Origin of the sequence: Pseudomonas sp. (genome assembly GCF_030698175.1) — a bacterium.
In the GTDB taxonomy this organism is placed as follows: domain Bacteria; phylum Pseudomonadota; class Gammaproteobacteria; order Pseudomonadales; family Pseudomonadaceae; genus Aquipseudomonas.
Genome location: NZ_JAUYNT010000029.1, coordinates 204,188 through 226,343, shown reverse-complemented (window position 1 = coordinate 226,343; position 22,156 = coordinate 204,188). Strand labels below are relative to the sequence as shown.

Sequence of the window (22,156 nt, the reverse complement as noted above, 5' to 3'; positions counted from 1 at the left end):
TTTTGTATCTGGAGTTTGTAAATGGAAAATCTAGATGCGCTGGTTGCGCAGGCGCTTGAGGCCGTGCAAGGCGCTGAAGACGTAAACGCTCTTGAGCAGTTGCGTGTTCTCTATCTTGGTAAAAAAGGCGAGTTGACCCAGGTGATGAAAACCTTGGGCGATCTGCCGGCAGATGAGCGGCCGAAAGTCGGCGCACTGATTAATGCGGCCAAAGAGCGTGTGCAAGAGGCGCTCAACACCCGCAAGAACCTGCTTGAACAAGCCGAGCTGGCGACTAAGCTCGCGGCTGAATGCATTGATGTCACCTTGTCGGGTCGCGGTCAGACCACGGGCGGCCTGCATCCGGTGACTCGCACGCTAGAGCGTGTCGAACAGTTTTTCACCCATATTGGCTACGAAATCGCCGAAGGCCCTGAGGTCGAAGACGATTACCATAATTTTGAAGCCCTCAACATCCCTGGCCACCACCCGGCGCGGGCGATGCATGACACCTTCTATTTCAATGCCAACATGCTGCTGCGCACCCACACCTCGCCGGTACAGGTGCGCACCATGGAAGGCCAGCAACCACCGATCCGCATCGTTTGTCCGGGCCGTGTTTACCGTTGCGATTCGGATATCACCCACTCGCCGATGTTCCATCAGGTTGAGGGGCTGCTGATTGATGAAAACATCAGCTTTGCCGACCTCAAGGGCACCATCGAGGAGTTCCTGCGGGTGTTCTTCGAGAAGGATCTGGGTGTGCGTTTCCGCCCATCCTTCTTCCCGTTTACCGAGCCCTCGGCTGAAGTCGACATGCAGTGCGTGATCTGCAGCGGTAAAGGCTGCCGTGTTTGCAAACAAACCGGCTGGCTGGAGGTGATGGGTTGCGGCATGGTGCACCCGAGCGTGCTGAAGATGTCCGGCATTGATCCAGAGAAGTACCAAGGCTTCGCCTTTGGTATGGGCGTCGAGCGCCTGGCCATGCTGCGTTACGGGGTTAATGATTTGCGTCTGTTCTTCGATAACGACCTGCGTTTCCTCGCGCAATTTCGGTAGGTGAGCGAGGCTAGTCGAACAGCTTGCTGCGCCCACTCATCGAGTGGCTGTGTTTAATCAGATATGACCAAGCGCTGCGACCCGGTGGGCTGGCGCTTAGGAGAGCGGGATGAAGTTTAGCGAACAATGGCTGCGGACCTGGGTTAACCCACAGGTTTCCAGTGATGAGCTGGTTGCTCGTCTGTCCATGGCGGGCCTTGAGGTCGATAGCGTGACCCCGGTCGCCGGCCAGTTCTCCGGCATTGTGGTCGGTGAGGTGCTCAGCACCGAGCCGCATCCCGATGCCGACAAGCTGCGCGTGTGTCAGGTTAGTAATGGCAGCGAGACGTTTCAGGTGGTGTGTGGCGCGCCCAATGTGCGCCCCGGCCTGAAAATCCCGTTTGCCATGATCGGTGCCGAGCTGCCGGGCGACTTTAAGATCAAAAAAGCCAAGCTGCGCGGCGTTGAATCCAACGGCATGCTCTGTTCGGCCGCTGAACTGCAGATCAGCGAAGAAAATGACGGCTTGCTCGAGTTGGCCAGCGATGCGCCAGTCGGCGAAGACGTTCGTGTCTATCTGCAACTGAATGACCAAAGCATCGAAGTCGACCTCACCCCCAATCGTGGCGATTGCTTGTCACTGGCCGGTTTGGCCCGTGAAGTTGGCGCCCTGTATGCCGCCCCGGTTAAGCCTGTGCAGGTTCTGGCCGTTGCAGCTACGCATGCAGAGGTACGCCCTGTTGAGGTGTTGGCCCCGCAGGCGTGCCCGCGCTATCTGGGCCGTGTCGTGCGCAATGTTGACCTGTCGCGGCCGACGCCGTTGTGGATGGTCGAGCGTTTACGCCGCGCCGATGTGCGCAGCATCGATGCGGCGGTCGATATCACCAACTATGTGATGCTCGAGCTGGGTCAGCCGATGCATGCCTTTGATCTTGCCCAGATCAATGGCGGCATCCGTGTGCGCATGGCGGAAGAGGGCGAGAAGCTGGTTCTGCTCGGTGGCCAAGAAGTTAGCCTGCGCGCCGATACCCTGGTGATTGCCGATCACGACCGCGCCTTGGCGATTGCCGGCGTGATGGGCGGTGAAGGCAGTGGCGTGACGCCGCAAACCTGCGACCTCTTCCTCGAAGCGGCCTTCTTTGACACTATCGCGCTGGCCGGTAAGGCTCGCTCTTACGGCTTGCACACCGATTCTTCGCACCGCTTCGAGCGTGGCGTGGACTCGCAGTTGACCCGCGAGGCGATGGAGCGTGCAACTGGCTTGCTGCTGGAGATCGTTGGCGGTGAAGCCGGCCCGATCATTGAAGTGGCCAGCCAGGCGCACTTACCGAACATCGCGCCTATCACCCTGCGCGCCGATCGTATCGAGCAAATGCTCGGCATGGCCATGGATGCCAGTGAGGTTGAGCGCCTGCTCGGTGCGCTAGGTCTGGGCGTCAGCGCCGATGGCGCCGGCCAGTGGACTATTACGGTGCCGAGCCACAGGTTCGACATCAGCATTGAAGTTGATCTGATCGAAGAATTGGCGCGCCTGTACGGCTATAACCGCCTGCCTGTGCGTTATCCGCAAGCGCGCTTGGCACCGCAGCGTAAGGCTGAGGCCGCAGTTGAGTTGCCCGCGCTGCGCCGGTTAATGGTCGCCCGTGGTTATCAAGAGGCGATCACCTACAGCTTTATCGATCCGAAAATGTTCGAGCTGTTCAATCCTGGCGTTGCGCCGTTGATGCTGGCCAATCCGATTTCGGCAGACATGGCAGCAATGCGCTCGTCACTGTGGCCGGGCTTGGTCAAGGCATTGCAACACAACCTTAATCGTCAACAAACCCGCGTGCGCATGTTCGAAAGCGGGCTGCGCTTTGTTGGGCAACTGGAAGGCTTGCAGCAGCAAGCCATGCTGGCCGGGGTTATCTGCGGCAGCCGTTTGCCAGAGTCTTGGGGCCATGGCCGTGAGGCGGTCGACTTCTACGACCTCAAGGCGGATGTCGAAGCATTGCTGGCCTGTGCCGGCTCTGCCGATGAATTCAGTTTTGTGGCGGGCGAGCATCCGGCCTTGCATCCGGGGCAAACGGCGCGCATTGAGCGCGGCGGCCGCTTGGTTGGCTTCATCGGTGCAATGCATCCAGAGCTGACCAAAACACTGGGCATCGATCAGCCGGTCTATCTGTTTGAATTGGTGCTGGCTGAAATCGCCAGCGGGCGCATGCCTAAGTTCAGCGAGCTGTCGCGCTTCCCCGAGGTGCGTCGTGATTTGGCGCTGCTGGCTGATCGCGATGTGGCCGCCAGTGCGATTCTCGAAACCATCCGCGTAGCGGCGGGTGAGTGCCTAACTGACCTCAGGCTATTTGACGTGTATCACGGTAAAGGCATTGATCCACATAGAAAAAGCCTCGCCGTCGGCTTGACCTGGCAGCATCCATCACGCACTCTTAATGACGATGAGGTGAATGCCAGCATCCAGAATATCCTCAGTTTGCTGGAACAAAAGTTCAACGCGACGTTAAGGATGTAGCGTATGGGGGCTTTGACGAAAGCCGAGATGGCGGAACGTCTGTATGAAGAGCTGGGCCTGAATAAACGCGAAGCCAAGGAACTGGTGGAGCTGTTTTTCGAGGAGATCCGGCACGCGCTCGAAGATAACGAACAGGTCAAATTGTCCGGTTTCGGCAACTTTGACCTGCGCGACAAGAGTCAGCGACCGGGACGTAATCCAAAAACAGGCGAGGAAATTCCAATCACGGCGCGCCGTGTGGTGACTTTCCGTCCGGGGCAAAAACTGAAAGCCAGAGTCGAAGCTTATGCTGGAACCAAGTCATAACGACGAGTTGCCGCCTATACCCGGCAAGCGTTACTTCACTATTGGCGAGGTGAGCGAACTCTGCGCGGTCAAACCGCATGTTCTGCGCTATTGGGAGCAAGAGTTTCCTCAGCTCAACCCGGTGAAGCGGCGTGGCAATCGTCGTTACTATCAGCGCCAGGATGTGCTGATGATTCGACAGATTCGCGCCTTACTTTACGAGCAAGGCTTCACCATTGGCGGTGCGCGTTTGCGCATGTCCAGTGATGACGCGAAAGACGATACGACCCAATTCAAGCAACTTATTCGGCAGATGATTGCTGAGCTGGAAGACGTACTTCTAGTGCTAGAAAAATAAACTGCTGACTCTGCAAAACCTTCCACATTTCAAATGCTTAAGGTATAGTTCGAGTCGTTTTAGGCAGTCCTGAAACAGATTCACGCCTAGTCGGGGCGTAGCGCAGCTCGGTAGCGCACTTGCATGGGGTGCAAGGGGTCGAGTGTTCGAATCACTCCGTCCCGACCATATAGATCAACGACTTAGCCCGGCTCAGCAATGACCGGGCTAAGTCGTTTCTGGGATTTAGTGTTTTTGGTCACCGTTGGGTCACCGTTTGTATTTTTCAGGGTTTATGGTTTTTTACAGCTAGGTGATATCCAGTATTCTGGGAAAAGAGATTCATGCAACAACTTGAAGCGCAGAGTTTTTGCAGCGTTTGCCCACTGTGCCTGCACCGTGCGCAACAACAGTTAAATTCAACTTAGGCAGCAGACATTGATAACCGGCACGATAAAAACCCAAGTTGACCAGATCTGGAATGCGTTCTGGAGCGGTGGCATCTCCAACCCGATGGAAGTCATCGAGCAGATGACCTACCTGCTGTTTATCAAGCGCCTCGATGAGCTGCAGACCCTTAAGGAAAGGAAGGCCGCGCGTACCGGGCAACCGATCGACAAGCCGATTTTCAGTATTTACCAAGAGCATTTGCGCTGGGCGGCCTTTAAGGCGCTGGGCGATCCGGCCAGCCTGTACCAGCTGATCGCCGACAAGGTGTTCCCCTTTATCAAAACCCTCGGTGGTGAGGATGGCGAGTCCACCTATGCTGGGCACATGCGCGACGCGCGCTTCACCATCCCCAACCCGGCGCTGCTGGCCAAGGTGGTGGACATGCTCGACGCCATCCCCATGGAGGACCGCGACACCAAGGGCGACCTCTACGAATACATGCTCGGTAAGATTGCCAGCGCTGGGCAGAACGGTCAGTTCCGCACTCCACGGCACATCATCAAACTGATGGTCGACATGATGGCGCCCAAGCCCTCGGATACCATCTGCGACCCGGCCTGCGGCACGGCGGGCTTTCTGGTCACCTCCAGTGAGTACCTCAACGCCCACCACCGCGACGCTATTTACCAGGACGCGGCCGCGGCCAAGCGCTTTAACCACGACACCTTCCACGGCTTCGACTTCGACAACACCATGCTGCGTGTCGGCTCCATGAATATGCTGCTGCATGGCGTGGAGAATCCGGCGATTGAAAACCGCGACTCCCTGAGCGAAGGCCACGCCGGCGTCGAAGGTCAGTTCAGCCTGATCCTGGCCAACCCGCCGTTCGCCGGCAGCCTGGACTACGAGGCCTGCGCCAAAGACTTACAGCAAATCGTTAAAACCAAGAAGACCGAGCTGTTGTTTCTCGCCCTGTTTTTGCGCCTGCTCAAGGCCGGTGGCCGCGCCGCCGTGATCGTGCCGGACGGTGTGCTGTTCGGCTCCAGCAAAGCGCACAAGGCGCTGCGGCAGATGCTGGTGGAAGAGCATAAGTTGGACGGCATCGTCTCCATGCCCTCCGGCGTGTTCCGCCCCTACGCCGGGGTGTCCACCGCCATCCTGCTGTTTACCAAGACCAACTCCGGCGGCACCGATAACGTCTGGTTCTACAACATGCAGGCCGACGGCTACTCGCTGGACGACAAGCGCAACGAGCTGGCCAGCGACAAGCACGACAGCAATAACCTGCCCGATATCATTGCCCGCTGGCACAACCGCGCCGGTGATGCCGACCGAGCACGCACCGAACAGAGCTTTTTAGTGCCCAAGGCGGAAATCGCCGGCAACGACTACGACCTGTCGATCAACCGCTACAAGCAAGTGGTGTACGAAGAAGTGCAGCACGAGTCGCCGCAGAAAGTTCTGGCCGAGTTAAAGGCGCTGGAGGCGGAGATTATGCGGGGGATGGATGAGTTGGAAGGGATGTTGTCGTGAAGTCTGTTTCGTTTGGAAGTCTTTGCGATCTCCGGAATGGGCGAGCCTTCAAGCCGGAGGAATGGTCCGATCAAGGAACACCAATCGTTCGAATCCAAAATTTAAACGACGAAAGCAAACCCTTCAATTACTGTAATTTTGAGGTCGAAGAGAAGTTCTGGGTTAATAGCGGTGACCTACTTTTCTCTTGGTCAGGAACCCCAGGCACTTCTTTCGGCGCATTTTTTTGGAATCGTGGTCGAGGTTTTTTAAATCAACACATTTTCAGAGTCGATATCAACGAGACGCTCGTTGATAAAGCTTACCTGCGCTACGCGCTGAACTCCTTGCTCGATAAGATTATTGATCAGTCACATGGCGGGGTTGGTCTCAAGCACATTACCAAGGCAAAGCTCGAAAGTGTTCAAATCCCGCTCCCACCTCTCCCCGAACAACGTCGTATCGCGGCGATTCTGGACAAGGCCGACGCGCTGCGCACCAAGCGCCGCGAAGCCATCGCCAAGCTCGATCAACTGCTGCAATCCGTATTTCTGGAAATGTTCGGCGACCCGGTGACAAATTCGAAGGGTTCGCCAGAAACTGATTTTCTTGGTGATGTCGCTGATATTTGCTCTGGAATTACCAAAGGTCGGCGAACAACTGAAAAAACCCGAGAGACTCCATATCTTGCTGTAGCCAATGTGCAAGATCGCCACCTAAAGCTGGGCTCAGTTAAAACGATCTGTGCGACAGATGCCGAGATAGAAAGATACAGGCTGGCAGTAAATGATCTGTTGCTAACTGAGGGCGGCGACCCTGACAAGCTCGGAAGAGGCGCGTTATGGGATGGCTCTATAAGAGAGTGCATTCATCAAAACCACGTCTTTCGGGTTCGCATCACTTCACCGTTAATCAATCCGGTTTTTCTGAACTGGCTGGTCGGTAGTGCGCGTGGTAAGCGGTACTTTCTAAGCGTGTCGAAGCAAACTACAGGCATCGCATCGATAAATATGACGCAGCTGAAGAAGTTTCCGCTGCTGGCACCACCTATCGCATTACAAACGCAGTTTGCGCTTGCTGTGTCGAAAATCGAGGTGCATAAACGAGAGTTAGAGAAAGCGAGAGACTCTGCTGAGCAGTTGTTTCAGGCTTTACAACAGCAAGCGTTCACAGGAACGCTCTAGCCTCCGTCGCTAATCAGTGCCCCGGCACGCCAAGGAACAGGCAAACCAAATGGCTCAATTCTTCCCTGCTCGCACCACCTGCCGCTTCGACACCCCTGGCGAACGCCGGCTGGCCGAGCGCTTGGAGAAGAAGCTCGAAGACGACTACCTGTGCTGGTTCAATATCCCGGTGGGACCAAAAGCCTTGCAGCCGGATTTTGTGCTGATGCATCCGTTGCGCGGGGTGCTGGTGCTGGAGGTCAAGGATTGGAAGCTGGACACCATCCAGAGCATGGATCGCGGCCAGGCGAAGATTTATGCCGACGGCCTGCTGAAAACCCAGAAGAACCCGATGATGCAGGCGCGGGCAGACGTTGACTCACAGAGGGCAGCCGGTTAAATGAGCAACTTCCAATTTCTCATCCCCGAATTTAAAGCGCTGTTTGAGCCGGCCAAGGGCGCGGAGCAACTGGTGTATTCCGACCCGCGTGCGTGCGGCATGCGCACCCGCCATGCACTGGAGCAGGCGGTGCATTGGCTGTATGAGCACGATCGCGATCTGCGCATGCCCTACGACAACGGCCTCAATCTGCTGCTGACTCAGGTCGAGTTTGTGCGGCTGCTGCCGCCGGCGATTCATCAAAAGGCGCGGCTGATTCAGAAGTTTGGCAATCAGGCGGTGCATGCCAACCAGCCGGTCGGCTACGGCGATGCCATGAAGCTGGTGCGCGAGCTGTTTCATGTGCTGTTCTGGCTGGCGCGTACCTATACCCGCGCCAGCGACCCGAAGAGCATCGACGCCGAGTTCGACGAGCAGCGTGTGCCCAAGCTGGTCAGCGTCACCGATGCGGCGGCGTTTACCCGCGACGAGCTGAAAAAACAGGAAGCCAAATTTCAGCAGCAAATCGAAGCCCAGCACGCCACCCTGGAGGCCCGTGAGGCGGCGATTGCCGAACAGACCGCCAGCTTAAGTGAGCGCGAGGCGTTGCTGGCGCAGGTCAATGCCGAGTTGGCGGCTACTCGCGCCGCGCTGGCGCAGGCTAAGTCGGCCAACATCGCGGTACCGGACACCCACGATTACGACGAGGCCGACACTCGACGCTTTTTTATCGACGTGCTGTTACGCGAAGCCGGCTGGGAGCTGGGCAAGAACGCCGATGCTGAAGTGCCGGTCGGCGGCATGCCCAGCGCCAAGGGCGAGGGCTTGGTCGATTACGTGCTCTGGGGCAGCAACGGTAAACCGCTGGCCGTGGTGGAAGCCAAGCGCAGCCTGAAAGACCCGGACCTTGGCCAGCAACAAGCCAAACTCTATGCCGACTGCCTGGAAGCCGAGAAAGGCCAGCGCCCGCTGATTTTTTACAGCAACGGCAACCACACCTGGCTGTGGGACGACCGCCGCGCGCCACCGCGTGAAGTACAGGGCTTCTATAGCCGTGAAGAGCTGGAGCTGGCGATTCAGCGCCGCAGCCTGCAGACCGACTTAGGCGACTTGCCGATCAACACCAGCATTGTCGAGCGCGCCTATCAGCATCGGGCCATCCGTGCGATGACCGAGTCGCTGAGCCAAGGCCGCCGCGCCGGGTTGCTGACCATGGCGACTGGCACCGGCAAGACCCGGATGTCTATCGCCCTGATTGAATTGCTGATGCGCGGCAACTGGGTCAAACGTGTGTTGTTTCTGGCTGACCGTGTGGCACTGGTAAAACAGGCCGCCAATGCCTTTAAGGAGTTTTTGCCCGACGCAAGCCCAGTCAACTTGCTGACCGACAAAAGCGGCCAAGGTCGGGTGTTTCTCTGTACATATCCGACCATGATGGGCTTGATCGACCAGATGGAAGGTGACCGGCGTAAATACGGCGTTGGCCACTTCGACCTGATCGTGATCGACGAGGCGCACCGCAGCGTGTACCAGAAGTACGGCGCGATCTTCCGTTACTTCGACAGTTACCTGGTGGGCCTAACCGCTACCCCGCGCAATGAGGTGGATCGCGACACTTACCACCTGTTTGGCCTGGAAACTGGCGTGCCCACCGATGCCTACGGGCTGGACGAAGCCGTGGCCGACGGCTATCTGGTGCCACCCAAGGCGTACTCGGTGCCGATCAAATTCGTCCGTGACGGTATCCGCTACGACCAGCTGAGCGACGCCGAGAAAGAGCACTGGGAATCGCTGGATTGGGGCGACCACAGCAGCGATGGCGACGCACCCACCGAGGTGCTGGCCAGTGAGGTAAACAAGCAGCTATTCAACGAAAGCACCGTTGACCTGATGCTGAAACACCTGATGCAGCAGGGCTTAACGGTGGAAGGTGGGGACAAACTCGGCAAGACCATTATTTTTGCGGTCAACCAAAAGCACGCCGTTTTTATCGCAGAGCGTTTCAACCACCATTACCCGCAATACCACGGCGAGTTCGCGCGAGTGATCACCCACGCGGTGAGCTATGCGCAAACGCTGATCGACGACTTCAGTAGCAAGCTGAACAAGCTGCCACAGATCGCCATTTCGGTGGACATGCTCGACACCGGTATCGACGTGCCGCAGGTGCTGAATCTGGTGTTCTTCAAGGCAGTGCGCTCGAAAGTGAAGTTTCTACAGATGATCGGTCGCGGCACGCGTTTGTGTCCGGATCTATTCGCGCCGGGCGTGAATAAGAGCGAGTTTTATATTTTCGACTTCTGCGCCAACTTCGAATATTTCAATGAGAACCCTAAGGGCGCGCTGGGCAGCATGGCTGAGCCACTGGGTAAGCGGCTGTTCAAGGCACGGCTGGATCTGTTGTCGTTGTTGGCCTCGGGCAAAACACGTCAAGCCGCAGACATGGCGGAAGATAGCGGCAAGTACGACACCTTTGTCGAGATGCGCACGGAAATAACTAACGAACTGCACGACGAAGTCGCGGCGATGAACCAAGACAACTTCATTGTGCGCACCGAGCTTGAGCACGTGACGCGGTTTGCCGACCGCGAAGTGTGGAACGCGCTCGACGACTCGGCGCTGGGCGATCTACGCACCCACGTCGCCGGCCTGCCTAGCGAGCGTGCAGCTGAGCACATCACCGCCAAGCTGTTCGATCTGCTCTGCCTCAACTTGCAACTGGCGCTGGTGCGCTCAACCAACGACTTCATGGTTTACCGCGATAAAGTCGTCGAGCTGGCCAGTCAGTTGGAAGTGATGGAAGCCATTCCGGCGGTACACGCCGAACTGGCGTTGCTCCAGGACGTACAAACGGAAGAGTACTGGCAAGACATCAGCCTGCAAATGATCGAGCAGCTGCGCCGCAAGTTGCGCGAGTTGATTAAATTTATCGAGCGCCGCCCAAGCAATCCGGTGTACAGCGTGCTCACCGACGAGATTGGCGAGGCGACGGTGGTCAATCTGAAAGACTTCAGCACGGGCATCAACCTCGCCCAGTACAAGAAGAAGGTCGAGGCCTATATCCGCGCCAACGAGAACCACGTGGCCATCGCCAAGCTCAAGTACAACAAACCGCTGACGCCGACCGACCTGAGCGAGCTGGAAGAGTTCGTCTACAAATCCGAGCCAGTGGGAAGCCGCGCCAACTTTGAGCAGTGTTACGGCACGGACAAGCCACTGACGCTGTTTATCCGCTCGCTGGTGGGTTTGGATCGCAATGCTGCCAAAGAAGCCTTTGGGCAATTTCTCGACGAGAATCGCTACAGCAGCCAACAGATCCGCTTTGTCGAAATGATCATCGATCGCCTGACTAAACAGGGCGTCATGGAAGCCGGGCAACTCTACGAACCCCCGTTCACCGCCCTGCACCATGAGGGCCTGGATGGCGCGTTTGGGGATGCCGATGCGGATGCGATTGTTGCGGTGATAGCAGGGATTAAGCGCAGTGCGGCGGCGTGAGTGGGTTTGGTATGCCGAATCGTTCGGGCATCGCGATCAGGGGGATTGAAGTAATGGCGCAGGCTCACTATCAGCCACCCTTTACGCTCGACGGCACCATTCTCTCGTTGGTGGCGGGCATTGGTGAAAGCATCGGGCGTTTGAGTGCTCAGCCAGAGCACGCCAATGCACTGCTGTTACGGCGCATCAATCGCATTCGCACGGTTCAGGGGTCGCTGGCCATCGAAGGCAACACCCTGAGCGAAGAGCAGATTACGGCGATTCTCGACGGCAAACGCATTATCGCCCCGCCAAAAGAAGTGCAGGAGGTGCGCAATGCTTTGGCTGTTTACGAACAGCTAGATGTCTGGAAACCGACTAGCGAGCCGCATTTGTTGGCGGCTCATGCGTTGCTGATGAAGGGTTTGCTCGACGACGCCGGGCATTATCGCCGCAGTGGAGTAGGGGTGATGCAGGGCGAGCAGGTGGTGCACATGGCACCGCCTGCTAATCGAGTGGCTAAGCTGATGCGCGACTTGTTGCATTGGCTAGAGGCAACGGATCAGCACCCGTTGATTGCCAGTTGCGTGTTTCACTACGAGTTTGAGTTTATTCACCCCTTTGCCGATGGCAATGGGCGCATGGGCAGGCTTTGGCAAACCTTGATTCTGAGCCGTTGGCATCCGTTGTTTGCGCATGTGCCGGTGGAGAGCCTGGTGTATGCCCATCAAGCCGATTACTACGCGGCGATCAATGACAGTACCCGGCTCAGTGACTGTGCGCCGTTTATTGTGTTTATGCTGACCATGCTGCGCGACGCTATTCAGGTTTCCACCCCCCAAGTCGCCCCTCAAGATACCCCCCAAGTCGCTGAGCTACTCAGGCGCATCGTCGGCGAGATGAGCCGCGAGGAGTTACAGGCCACGTTAGGGTTGTCTGACCGTAAATCGTTTCGTGAACGCTATCTGCGCCCAGCGCTGGATGCAGGGCTGATCAGCATGACGTTACCCACTAAACCGAATAGTCGCTTGCAGCGGTACTGCCTGACGGAGCTGGGCAAGCAGGTGCGGGGACCGTTGTAATGGCCTTGTTTCAACCTGCGTGAGTGCATATAGCGCTATTGCAGGCAGAATGTAGGTATTAGCCAACCAGGAGTTATCCATGAAACTTTTGCTCGCAATGGCGCTGGCGCTGCTTGTTTGTGGCTGCGAGCGAGATGATCCAGCCGATCCTGAAGGCCAGGGGGCCTGGTTGACGCTGGGGCGTAATGGCATTGCCAGTGTGTTTGCCCGATTCGACACGGGCGAGACTGAAAAGTGGAATGCGCCCTATGCAACCAACTTTGGTTCCGATGGCCAATCGCTGGAGATTGTCGTGCATACCGAGCGGTGCGGCGATCTGCAGTTTCTGTCAGTCCTTGGCAGTGCCGACCTCAAGCTAGTTGTCCACGGGCCAGCCGCTGCCCGCGCTAGGCCTTGCCGGCTAAATAGCGGCAAGGCGCCCGCTTGGAAGCTGGTCACTAAAGTGGTGAATTCAGCGAAGGGTTAGTATGGCTATTGTCCTATTCCTGACACCTTTTTTGAATTTTCCGTCTTCCAGCCCCCCCTGCAATTTGTCCCGAATAAAGGGAGCCAGCGCATGTTCGGCTGTGTGTTAGCGCTAGTGAATCCGTATGGATGGGTATTACAGTGCCGAATATTTATCGATCCAGAAGTAAAATAGGCAATTAATTGCCTTTTTGTGAGGGGTTGGCTAGTATTTTAGGCATTAAATTGCTGGTAGTCGCCATGCACACGCTCACTCTACAAATATATACAGCCGGTAAATGGCAAGATGCCATGAGGATTGGTTTTGAACACCCTGAGCTCGGCTTGGAAGGAGCCTGCGTCTATGGGTACGAGCAGCGCTATCTGGTTGACTCCCTAGAGTCTATCGGCAGCCGATTGAACTTTACGGTCAGTGCTGCTTTCCCTCTGGGCTGGGATTCTTGGCGGAGCAAGCAGGCGCCTGCCTTTCTCTTCGATATTTTGCCATCTGGAGCGGCTAGGCGATTTTTGCTCAAGCGCTTGATCGGCGAGCGCCCGGAGAGTCTGAATCTAGATCTTTTCCTGTTGGGGCGTTGCACGCCGGCGCCCGTTGGTAATCTGCGCATAAAAGAGTCTGTAGACGCTATCGCTGACAGTCCGGTTCTGGGGTTCTCGCGAGACGAGGTGGTCAGCCGTGACTCACGCTTCCTGGAATATGCCTATGAACAGGGCGCTGCCATTGGCGGTGCTACTGGAGCGGGTGGCGAAGCCCCCAAGCTGTTGCTGACTGAAGATCACCAGGGTCTCTTGCATCCCGATGCGGTATTGCCGGACGCAGATGCTGTTCAGCACTGGTTTGTGAAGTTTGCACGCAATAAGGCCAGCCAGACGGATCAAGACATTCTGCGTAGTGAATTTTGCTTTTATAGAGCTATTCGCCAGCTGGGCCTCGATACCATCGCGGCTGACGGGCTGGCTTTGGAGGAGGGGCAGAAACCCAGTCTGTGGATGCATCGTTTCGATCGTGAGGTTACTGCACAAGGGGTCGGTCGAACTGCCGTAGAGTCCATGTATTCACTGTCGGGTGTCTCTGAGCCTGGTAGCTATATGGTGCATTCGGATGTGCTGCAAAACCTGATCAGGCTGTGGCAATCAGTTGGGCAGGGCGAGCAGGTTGGCGACCTGGTGTTTGAATATGTGCAGCGCGATCTGTTGAATCAGATTTTGGGCAACTCCGACAATCATGGTCGCAACACATCGATTCTGCGCAGCGCGTCGGGTGTGAAGCTTGCCCCTATCTATGACCTGGCTCCGATGGTCATGGATGCGGAAGGCGTCACGCGCACAACCAAGTGGCCTCGACACATTGAGCTGGCCGGTGAAGTGAACTGGCGAGCGGCCTGTACTGAAATGTCTGAATGGATTAACCCGGATGAGCTGTTTGAGCGTCTAAGAGCGGCAGCCCAATCCTTTCTGGCCTTGCCCGATTTGCTGCGTGATGATGGCTTGCCTGTTGCCACCATGAATCACCCGCGGATAGCTCTACGTGACTTGCCTAACCGACTCGGCAAGTGGGAGCTGATCTAAATGGATGCTATTGAGCGTAAGCAGATTCTGACCGAGTTACAGCAGCAGCTGGCCTGCGGTGAAATTACTATCGGCGCTGCAGTGCGGCGACTGCGCAAAGAGGTCACGGGCTTACAACAGGTCCGGTTCGCGCAAATGTGCAAGCTATCACTGCGTGCCCTGCGTCAGCTGGAACATGACGAAAGCAATCCCACCGTGCAGACCTTGAATAGCGTGTTCAATCCCTTTGGCATGCAGGTTGGCATAGTGCCGAAGACTTGAGCCCAGATCAGAGTTGGATGTTCTCATTTTAGTCCCTTGGCCTTTTGGATAGACGCATGCAATTCATCCTCGGTGCACTTGATCCAGAGATGCACACCATCGAGCAACTGCTGGCCGAGCAGGGGCGTCATTTTGCGCATGCCCGGCTTAACGGCCGCCGCGTGGTCAGTGGCAACGCCTATGTTGCAGGCGACCTGAGCGGAGCGATCGACTGGAGTCAGCCCGTAGTCTGGGTTGAATGCTCGGTACCGGCCTTGCGCAACGAGCAGCATTTGGTTGCCGATCATCACAAGCCGGGTGACCCTGGGTACAGTCTGCCGGCTGAGCGCTACTGGCAGGGCTCAAGCCTGGGCCAGGTCTGCGCGTTTTTGAACATTGCCCAGAGCAAAACCCTGAGCATCATTGCGGCGTCTGATCACTGCCTGAATCACGCCTATCAAGGTCTTTGCCCAGGTGTTGAACCGTTCGAGGTCCGCCAATCGCGCATTGCCGGCCGCGCGCAGTTTCAGCGTATTTCCCCAGAGCAGATGCTCAACAAAATCAATGCCGCCATTGAAGTGATCAAGGGGCTGCCCACCATCGAGATAGGCGGTCATCCGTTTAAGGACGCCATGGACCGCTTTGTACCAGAACTGCCGGAGGCGTCCGCCATGCTCAATATGCCGATCATCTACACCCGCCGCGAGGCCCGGCTCGGGCTGACCAAAGTGGCTGTCCTCAACGGCACAGCCCCCGCGCTCAGGGCCTGGATGAAATGGGCCGCTGAACAGAGCTACCTGATGCAGCTGTATGGCGATCCGGATCGCGGCTACGCCGGCGCCTATGTGTGCCGGCAGGCTGAGTCGCTGCTCTGACAAGTCGCTGACAGATTGTAGATCGGGTGGTTTTTGTGACGCTCGCGCACAATAGGGACTAATTAAATCCGATCCCTTTATTAGTCGCCTAATAGCGAAGGCAAAAGGCAAGACCTGACCCCTATGCCACATTTGCCCGGCCTTCAGATGGATCTCGCGACCGGCTTTGCTCAGCTGCCGTTGCGAAAGCGGGTGCGCGCGGGAGCCATCTGCTGCGTGGCTACGGGTACTCCAGCGGTTCAGTTGGCCTTGATGGCGCGTAGCAGCTCCGCCGATGTCAGGCGTTTCAGCGTGTGCGTGGTGGGGTCTGTCTCCACATCCAGCACCAGCGGTGTGGTGCCATCCGCGTCATACACGAAGTAGACGTTGCCGCTGCTCACTTCATGGGTTTTCGCTCCCGCCGTCGCGATGGTTTTCGGGGTCGCCGACATCAACTCATCGACCGAGCTATAGCGCAGTGCCACATCAATCTCGCCCAGGCGGCCAAGGGGCGCATCGGCCGGCTGAGAGGGCTCGGCCATCACGGATTGCAGGGACACCGCATTGGAGGCTTCGATCCACTTGTCCGAGTAGGCGAAGATCAGATCTTGGTATTCGCTCGACAGCGGCTTATCCAGATTGCACACGGCCTTGCGGATAGAGGCACCGTTCTGGGCGTTGCGGATATTGCCGTACACGCAATCGATGACCGGGACTTTGTCCTTGAGCGCGAGGGTATAGAAAACCTCGAAAGATGTGCTCGATGCGGTGTTTTCGTAAGTCAGCGCGGGAACTCCGTTAAACGAGACCAGGTTTTTGAACGTCTCCCCGGCGCTGCCGACGGCATCGGCGAACACCTTGGTTTCCTGGCCCCAACCGATGGTCAGCGCGCCAGTGTCGGCGTTCGCCTGGTAGGTTTCCGTGACTCCGCCTCTATTGGCTGTGACAGTGTTCGTTTGCGCTTGTACGGTGGCGGCCAGCGCAAGCGATAGCAGTAGCGTGGTGGATAGTGTGTGTTTCATGGTGTGAAGATTTCCTTGGCAGAGGACGTTTCCCTGAGGATGGCTTCGAACTTCAGGATCAGGCAGGCGCTGTTTATGCTCACTGCGGAGCCTCGTACTGCAATTCTTCCATGTCGTTTCCGCTGCGATAGGACAGGCCGAATACATGGTCTTCGATGCCGCTGTCGTCGACGCTGTCCAGCAGGCTGGCGCCGCCAAGATCGGGGGCGATTTCGTGTAGCGGCGCGTCGCTCTTGTTGAACATGCGGTAGAATCGCACTGACGTAGCTCCCAGGCTCATCACCACTTCGCGCTCGCTGTCCACCGCCTCCACCAGCGGGAAAGGTTCGCCCAAGTGGCCGCCGAGCTTGCAGGCGTAGGTTGCCGAATACGCGGTACCGCAGCCGAAGGTGAGCAGGAAGACATCCGCCTCGTAGCTCGCGGATGCCGGGGCGCCGGGATAGTCCAGCACCTTCTCCTCGGTGCTGCCATCGCTGACGGAAATCGCGCATTGAGTGGTTTTGGCGACGGTCGAGCACTGGGTTTCGACGCGCCATCCGCTGTCCGGAAATTCGATGCTTTCCGAGTAGTCTTCTGCCAGGCAGAGGTTGGCCGCCGAAACGGCCAGAACCAGCAGGCTAGCCCTTATAGAATCTGTAATCCGCATTGCTGGTTCCTGGTGGGTTCTGCGTCAAAATCGAAATCAGTGTTTCGGCGTCCTATGCACGTTTCATATTCGGCAGCGAACGATGCATCGAATGTCAGCTCTTGCGGTTCCTCCACATCGCCTGAAACGTTGAATAGCTGCTGCCGGGTCACGTCGTATTGCACCCAACCGATAGTGCCGGTGCCATCTGTATCGAAAAACAACTGGGCCATCACGCTGTCGCCGGTGTCGTTGTCGATCAGCAGATTGGTTTTTTCCTTGCTCACATACTTGAACGGAAAATTACTGCTTCTCACCAGTTCGGTCAGATACCCATAGCAAGAGCCTTCTTCTTGATTCGGGCGCGCCGTGGATGGTTCTTCCGGGGATTGGGTGGCGCAGGCGGTATTACCGACAAATGCGAGCAGAAGTAGGACTGAATAGAACGTCTTTTTCATTTTTTGCTGGCCTCGAACTCATTCACGTAACGTGGTTTGATGCTGCACGCAGTAGTCGCGCTCGGGGTAGAGGGTCGGGCCGAGTTGAAACTGATAGGCGCCCGCCTAGATGCCGTGCTCCTGCAGCACCTACGCGGCTATCTGCGGTACCGTCAGATGTTGGAAGATTTGCTGATTGCCGCGAGGGGCCAGTAGCTCAGTTGCGACACTATGCTGAGGCTTGGCAGGTCGAAACCGGGCTGCTGGCTGATCAGCTCCAGCTCGAAGCGGTAGGGCCGGCTAATGGGTGTCCCCCAATATGCCCTTCTGCAACCAAGGCTTCTCTCCAGAGGGCATTTATCTCTGGTACGACATTTCACTCATCGACGATTTTCAACAGCTTCAGTTCGTTGTCCCTGAGCTCGAAGTAGCGCGTTCTGTTAGAACTAGGCTGCTTCTCGCCATCCAATCCGACTTCCGGGTCAGCAGCTACGCCGCTAATCACGATGAGACGGCTATCCAGTTTGAAGCTGGCGTCGTAATAGCTGCCGTCGGGGCTATCCATTTCGTAAGCGTTGGGAAACGACGCTGCGATTCTGCCGGTCTGGGCATCCAGAACTTCGCCGCATATGGCACCGCCACCGCAGCCTGTGGCGAAGACGATGTAATGCCCGGCGAAGTTGACTGGTTTTCTGATGGCTTGCCTGCGGTAGAGCGACCAGTTGTCTTCGTTGTCGTCTTCGACAATCAGTTCGTGATTCTCGCCTTTGAAAATATGTTCGACCTTGTAGTCTTCGAAGCGAGGTCTCGCCAGCAACTGCTTAGCGCTGTATTGCAGGGTAATGATGCGGATAACACGCTCACCGGCTATGCCTCTGCAGATGTGTTAACTGGCGGCAAGGGCAATGATCAATTGCTTGGGGCGGGAGGTAATGACACGTATCGCTATGCTCTGGGCGATGGCAACGACGTTATTAACGATGCCTCTGGTATTGACGCACTGGTGCTCACTGATCTTTCGCCGGATCAGGTGGTTTTACGCCGTGCCGGTAATGATCTCTTGATTCGTATGGATGCGAGTGGGCAGACCATTAAAGTTCTGAATCAGTTTGCGGCGGACTCCAAGGCTGCTACTGGGAACGCCATTGATGAAATCCGCTTTGCCAATGCCGTGGTTTTCAATGCCGCTGCAATAGCGCAGCAGGCGGTGGCGGGTACAGTGGGGGATGATGTCATTTGGGCCCATCCGGACGCCGATATCATCGCTGCCGGCAGCGGTAATGATGAAATTTTTGGCCTGGGTGGGAATGACCAGGTTGATGGTGGTGATGGTAATGATCATTTGCTCGGTGGTGATGGGGCAGATGCACTTAGCGGTGGTAGCGGTACTGATCTGCTAGAAGGCGAGGGCGGCAACGATTCGCTGCACGGCGGCGAAGGTAACGACACCCTTAATGGTGGTGCCGGTAACGACGCGCTGTATGGCGAGGCGGGCAACGACAGCCTCGTGGGCAATGGCCTGCTCGATGGTGGCGCTGGCGACGACAGCCTAGACGGCACAGGGCAGCTCATCGGCGGGGACGGCAACGACCGTCTCAAGGGTCAAGGCTTCGACACCCTGCGCGGCGGTGCCGGCAACGACACTCTAGAGGCCCATAGCGATGCCTGGGATCAGGGCAGTAACACCCTGGAGGGTGGTGCCGGCAATGACAGCTTGTACGGCTCCTTCGGGGAAGATACCTATGTCTTCAACCTGGGCGATGGTCGTGATCTGCTGATCGAGCGGCGAGCCAACGAGGCCTTCAGCAATATTGCGCCGAGCGCCGATACCCTGAGCTTTGGCGCGGGTATCCGGGCAAGCGATCTAAGTTTCAGTCGTAGCGGCCTGAACATGGTCATCGGGCATGTCAACCGCACCGATGTGATCACCATCCAGAACTGGTTCAAGGAGCCGAGCGATCACTTCAAACTGGACAGTTTTCGCTTCGCCGATGGCAGTGTGCTGAGCCTGGCGGATGTGGAGAGCAAGGTGGTCTATAAGGGCAGCGCGGGCGACGATAGCTTGTTGGGTTACCGCGAGTTGAATGATCAGATTCGCGCCGGCGCCGGTAATGATCAGGTGTGGGGACGGGCGGGCGATGACCTGATTTATGGCGATGCCGGCAACGATTACCTGGACGGTGACGCCGGCACTGATCGTCTGCTTGGCGGTGTCGGTGACGACAATCTCCAGGGGCGTGACGGCAACGACCGTCTCGAGGGCGGCAGCGATAACGACAATCTCTCCGGAGGAAACGGCAGCGACATCCTCAAGGGGGACGATGGCCATGATCAGCTCGCGGGCGGAGCCGGCAAGGATAAGTTGTTCGGTGGTCTGGGCAATGATAAGTACATCTACAATCCAGGCGGCAGTGTCGACACCATCGACAACAGTGGCGGTGGCTACGACGGCGTGTTCTTCACCGATGGTATTAGTGCGGAGCGCCTGAGCTTCAGTCGCGACGCTAATGATCTACTGATCAAGGTCGATGGCGATGTTCGGCAGGCGGTGCGCGTCTTGGGGCATTTCCTCGGCGCTGATAAAGCCATAGGTTATGTGCAACCGGATGGCGGTTATCTGATCAATGCCGAGCGTATCGGCCACATGGTGGCGGCCAACGGCGTGCCGGGTGACTTCAAGGCGGTGATTGACGGCAGCGCGGCGGCCGAACAGCTGTCTGGCTATGACGGCCGTGATCTGCTGCGAGGTCTGGCGGGCAACGACAAACTTTTCGGCATGAGCGGCGACGATCAGCTCGAAGGTGGCGACGGCGATGATTACCTCTCCGGCGGCAACGGTCAGGCGCAAGGCTCTGGCAAGGACGTGCTGAACGGTGGCCTAGGTAATGATGTGCTGGATGGCGAGGATGGTGATGACGCCATGACGGGTGGCGCGGGTGACGACAAGTATTACTACCGCGCCACTGGCGGGGTGGATGTGATCGACAACAGTGGTGGTGGTTTCGACGGGGTGTTCTTTCTCTCCGGTATCGACCGCCCGCGGCTGAGTTTCCACCGCGAAGGCGACGATCTGTTGATCCTGGTTGACAAGGATCTGACGCAGCAGGTGCGCGTCGCTCAGCACTTCCTTGGTGCGGACTATGCCATCGACTACGTCCAGCCAGACGGCGGCGGTTACTTGACGGGCGCGCAGATCGCCGGGCTGCTTAGTGCCTTGCCGGATGGCAGCGGCGGCGATACTGGCGAGCCGGGGGATGGCGACACTAACCCAGGGGGCGGCGACACCCAGCCGGGGGATGGCGGCCAACCGCCGGTGCCGGGCGTCGGCGGGGCGGACGTCCTCACAGGAAGCGCTGGCCAGGATGTACTCATCGGTGGCGCCGGTAACGACAGTTTGAGTGGGGCCGCTGGTAACGACCGGCTGCTGGGTGGTGTGGGCGACGACACCTATATCTATACCGCTGGCCTGGACGGCATCGAAGAGCAAGGCGGTGGCAACGATACCCTGCGCTTCAGCAATGGCATCACCTTCAATCAGGTGTCTTCCGGCTTGACCAAGTCCGGCAACGATTTGATTCTCAAGGTCAATGGCAGCACCACTAACCAGGTGAGCCTGAAGGACTTTTTCCTGGGTGGGGACAATCTGGTGGAAACCTTCACCTTCGAGACTGGCGGTCAGCTCACCGCGGTACAGATTTTCGACGCCTTCGGCATCGCTATGCCAACGCCAACCGCCGCGTTCGATAACAGCGTGCAGGGCTCCACCGGCAACGATGGCGCCCTGAATGGCACAGCTCAGCGTGATCTGCTGCAAGGCTTCAATGGTAACGACCAATTGCTCGGCGCTGCCGGCAATGATCGCCTCGAAGGCGGCAATGGCAACGACAGCCTGAATGGCGGCGTTGGCAATGACAGCCTGCTGGGCGGACGCGGTGACGACAGCTATGTGTTCGCGGCCGGCGGGGGGCAGGATGTTATCGAAAACAAGGGTGGCGGCGTCGATGCCCTGCGTTTCGAGGGGATCGACTTCAATCAGGTGAGCAGCGGACTGATGAGGAGTGGCAATGACCTGGTGCTCAACGTTAGTGGTGGCACCGATAAGGTCACGCTGAAGAACTGGTTTCTCGGCGGCGACTCCGTGGTGGATAGCATTACCTTTGCCTCCGGTGGCGCGCTCACTGCCGCGCAGATCTTCAGTGCCTTCGGCCTGACCAATCCCGATGCCAATGGCTCGCCAAACTACCAGAATCTGCCGGATGAGCGCGCCTTCGGAACCCTGGTTGGCGGGCAGGCGGGCGATCAGTACTGGTTCGGCTCGTCTGATGCAGACCTGATCGACGGCGGTTCGGGTAACGATCAACTGCGCGGCAACCAAGGCAATGATTACCTAATGGGCGGTGATGGCAACGATACCTATCGCTTCGCCGCCGGGGATGGTCAGGACAGCCTTAACAATCTGTCCAACACGCCAGCCGACAACGATGTGTTAAGCATCGAAGGGATTACCCGGGAGAATCTCTGGTTGTCTCGCGAGGGCAATAGTTTGCTGATCGATGTCACCGGCTCACTGGATCGCATCACCGTGCAGGACTGGTATGTCAGCGCGGAGCAACAACTCGATGCCATTCAAGTCGGCAGTACGGCGTTGTATGCCAATAAGGTGGATACCTTGGTCAATGCCATGGCCGCCTTCGGTGCTCCAGCGGGAGGTGAGATAAATCTGGCCCAGGCCCAGCGCGATCAGCTGAATGCGGTGATTGTCGCCATATGGCGGGCGCTTTGTTTGTGAGTCGCAA

General features: G+C 57.4%; 18 protein-coding genes, 1 tRNA gene and 1 pseudogene. 15 read left to right on the top strand and 5 right to left on the bottom strand.

The window, feature by feature from the left end; translation table 11 throughout:
* The first annotated feature begins 21 nt into the window (after nt 1–21).
* The 14 genes from pheS to Q8R10_RS16290 all read left to right on the top strand — a co-directional run bounded on the left by pheS (nt 22) and on the right by Q8R10_RS16290 (nt 15,297).
* Nucleotides 22–1,038, top strand: a complete 1,017-nt coding sequence (gene pheS / locus Q8R10_RS16355; RefSeq protein WP_305654909.1) for a phenylalanine--tRNA ligase subunit alpha — start codon at nt 22–24, stop codon at nt 1,036–1,038.
* Between the two features lie 109 nt (nt 1,039–1,147).
* Nucleotides 1,148–3,526 (top strand): phenylalanine--tRNA ligase subunit beta, encoded by a 2,379-nt coding sequence (gene pheT, locus Q8R10_RS16350; RefSeq protein ID WP_305654908.1) that lies wholly within the window; start codon nt 1,148–1,150, stop codon nt 3,524–3,526.
* Nucleotides 3,527–3,529: 3 nt separating this feature from the next.
* Entirely contained in the window at nt 3,530–3,832 is a 303-nt protein-coding gene (gene ihfA, locus Q8R10_RS16345; protein WP_305654907.1) for an integration host factor subunit alpha, read from the top strand.
* Nucleotides 3,813–4,169 carry a MerR family transcriptional regulator gene (locus tag Q8R10_RS16340; RefSeq protein WP_305654906.1) on the top strand — a complete coding sequence of 119 codons (357 nt, stop codon included), beginning with the start codon at nt 3,813–3,815 and terminating at the stop codon, nt 4,167–4,169. The genes ihfA and Q8R10_RS16340 overlap by 20 nt, the downstream gene beginning before the upstream one ends.
* 91 nt (nt 4,170–4,260) lie before the next feature.
* Nucleotides 4,261–4,337: transfer RNA gene (locus tag Q8R10_RS16335), tRNA-Pro, on the top strand.
* Nucleotides 4,338–4,586: 249 nt separating this feature from the next.
* Complete coding sequence (locus Q8R10_RS16330) at nt 4,587–6,071, top strand: class I SAM-dependent DNA methyltransferase (RefSeq protein WP_305654905.1); 1,485 nt, start codon at nt 4,587–4,589, stop codon at nt 6,069–6,071.
* Nucleotides 6,068–7,234 (top strand): restriction endonuclease subunit S, encoded by a 1,167-nt coding sequence (locus tag Q8R10_RS16325; RefSeq protein WP_305654904.1) that lies wholly within the window; start codon nt 6,068–6,070, stop codon nt 7,232–7,234. Before Q8R10_RS16330 ends, Q8R10_RS16325 begins: the two co-directional genes overlap by 4 nt.
* Nucleotides 7,235–7,283: 49 nt before the next feature.
* A complete protein-coding gene (locus tag Q8R10_RS16320) occupies nt 7,284–7,613 on the top strand; it encodes a nuclease-related domain-containing protein (protein ID WP_305654903.1) in 330 nt (109 codons plus the stop codon).
* Complete coding sequence (locus tag Q8R10_RS16315; RefSeq protein ID WP_305654902.1) at nt 7,614–11,090, top strand: DEAD/DEAH box helicase family protein; 3,477 nt, start codon at nt 7,614–7,616, stop codon at nt 11,088–11,090.
* A gap of 11 nt (nt 11,091–11,101) precedes the next feature.
* A complete protein-coding gene (locus tag Q8R10_RS16310) occupies nt 11,102–12,151 on the top strand; it encodes a Fic family protein (RefSeq protein WP_305654901.1) in 1,050 nt (349 codons plus the stop codon).
* 79 nt (nt 12,152–12,230) lie between these two features.
* Nucleotides 12,231–12,617 (top strand): hypothetical protein, encoded by a 387-nt coding sequence (locus Q8R10_RS16305; RefSeq protein WP_305654900.1) that lies wholly within the window; start codon nt 12,231–12,233, stop codon nt 12,615–12,617.
* A 239-nt stretch (nt 12,618–12,856) separates the two neighbouring features.
* Nucleotides 12,857–14,182: a type II toxin-antitoxin system HipA family toxin gene (locus Q8R10_RS16300; RefSeq protein WP_305654899.1), complete on the top strand. Its 1,326-nt coding sequence runs from the start codon at nt 12,857–12,859 to the stop codon at nt 14,180–14,182.
* Nucleotides 14,183–14,443 carry a helix-turn-helix transcriptional regulator gene (locus tag Q8R10_RS16295; RefSeq protein WP_305654898.1) on the top strand — a complete coding sequence of 87 codons (261 nt, stop codon included), beginning with the start codon at nt 14,183–14,185 and terminating at the stop codon, nt 14,441–14,443.
* A gap of 56 nt (nt 14,444–14,499) precedes the next feature.
* Nucleotides 14,500–15,297, top strand: coding sequence for a hypothetical protein (locus Q8R10_RS16290; RefSeq protein ID WP_305654897.1), 798 nt, complete (start codon nt 14,500–14,502; stop codon nt 15,295–15,297).
* A 239-nt stretch (nt 15,298–15,536) separates the two neighbouring features.
* Here the strand turns inward: Q8R10_RS16290 and Q8R10_RS16285 are convergent, their stop codons facing one another.
* The 5 genes and pseudogenes from Q8R10_RS16285 to Q8R10_RS16265 form a co-directional block, all read right to left on the bottom strand.
* The gene (locus Q8R10_RS16285; RefSeq protein ID WP_305654896.1) at nt 15,537–16,298 is read right to left on the bottom strand and encodes a hypothetical protein; all 762 of its coding nucleotides are present in this window, start codon (nt 16,296–16,298) and stop codon (nt 15,537–15,539) included.
* A 79-nt stretch (nt 16,299–16,377) separates the two neighbouring features.
* Entirely contained in the window at nt 16,378–16,944 is a 567-nt protein-coding gene (locus tag Q8R10_RS16280) for a hypothetical protein (RefSeq protein ID WP_305654895.1), read from the bottom strand.
* Nucleotides 16,923–17,381, bottom strand: a complete 459-nt coding sequence (locus tag Q8R10_RS16275) for a hypothetical protein (RefSeq protein WP_305654894.1) — start codon at nt 17,379–17,381, stop codon at nt 16,923–16,925. The genes Q8R10_RS16280 and Q8R10_RS16275 overlap by 22 nt, the downstream gene beginning before the upstream one ends.
* Before the next feature lie 39 nt (nt 17,382–17,420).
* A pseudogene (locus Q8R10_RS16270) lies at nt 17,421–17,665 on the bottom strand (contractile injection system protein, VgrG/Pvc8 family); the annotation flags it as partial.
* Between the two features lie 71 nt (nt 17,666–17,736).
* A complete protein-coding gene (locus Q8R10_RS16265; protein ID WP_305654893.1) occupies nt 17,737–18,177 on the bottom strand; it encodes a hypothetical protein in 441 nt (146 codons plus the stop codon).
* 15 nt (nt 18,178–18,192) lie between these two features.
* Between Q8R10_RS16265 and Q8R10_RS16260 the strand changes: the two genes are divergently transcribed.
* Nucleotides 18,193–22,149, top strand: coding sequence for a calcium-binding protein (locus Q8R10_RS16260; protein WP_305654892.1), 3,957 nt, complete (start codon nt 18,193–18,195; stop codon nt 22,147–22,149).
* Nucleotides 22,150–22,156 lie beyond the last annotated feature (7 nt).

Excerpts from the sequence above, each read along its gene's own strand:
- Q8R10_RS16290 (WP_305654897.1), top strand. The coding sequence starts at position 14,500 with ATGCAATTCATCCTCGGTGCACTTGATCCAGAGATGCACACCATCGAG.
- Q8R10_RS16340 (WP_305654906.1), top strand. The coding sequence starts at position 3,813 with ATGCTGGAACCAAGTCATAACGACGAGTTGCCGCCTATACCCGGCAAG.
- pheS (WP_305654909.1), top strand. The coding sequence starts at position 22 with ATGGAAAATCTAGATGCGCTGGTTGCGCAGGCGCTTGAGGCCGTGCAA.
- Q8R10_RS16315 (WP_305654902.1), top strand. The coding sequence starts at position 7,614 with ATGAGCAACTTCCAATTTCTCATCCCCGAATTTAAAGCGCTGTTTGAG.
- Q8R10_RS16305 (WP_305654900.1), top strand. The coding sequence starts at position 12,231 with ATGAAACTTTTGCTCGCAATGGCGCTGGCGCTGCTTGTTTGTGGCTGC.
- Q8R10_RS16320 (WP_305654903.1), top strand. The coding sequence starts at position 7,284 with ATGGCTCAATTCTTCCCTGCTCGCACCACCTGCCGCTTCGACACCCCT.
- Q8R10_RS16310 (WP_305654901.1), top strand. The coding sequence starts at position 11,102 with ATGCCGAATCGTTCGGGCATCGCGATCAGGGGGATTGAAGTAATGGCG.
- Q8R10_RS16285 (WP_305654896.1), bottom strand. The coding sequence starts at position 16,298 with ATGAAACACACACTATCCACCACGCTACTGCTATCGCTTGCGCTGGCC.
- ihfA (WP_305654907.1), top strand. The coding sequence starts at position 3,530 with ATGGGGGCTTTGACGAAAGCCGAGATGGCGGAACGTCTGTATGAAGAG.
- Q8R10_RS16275 (WP_305654894.1), bottom strand. The coding sequence starts at position 17,381 with ATGAAAAAGACGTTCTATTCAGTCCTACTTCTGCTCGCATTTGTCGGT.
- Q8R10_RS16295 (WP_305654898.1), top strand. The coding sequence starts at position 14,183 with ATGGATGCTATTGAGCGTAAGCAGATTCTGACCGAGTTACAGCAGCAG.
- Q8R10_RS16280 (WP_305654895.1), bottom strand. The coding sequence starts at position 16,944 with ATGCGGATTACAGATTCTATAAGGGCTAGCCTGCTGGTTCTGGCCGTT.
- Q8R10_RS16300 (WP_305654899.1), top strand. The coding sequence starts at position 12,857 with ATGCACACGCTCACTCTACAAATATATACAGCCGGTAAATGGCAAGAT.
- pheT (WP_305654908.1), top strand. The coding sequence starts at position 1,148 with ATGAAGTTTAGCGAACAATGGCTGCGGACCTGGGTTAACCCACAGGTT.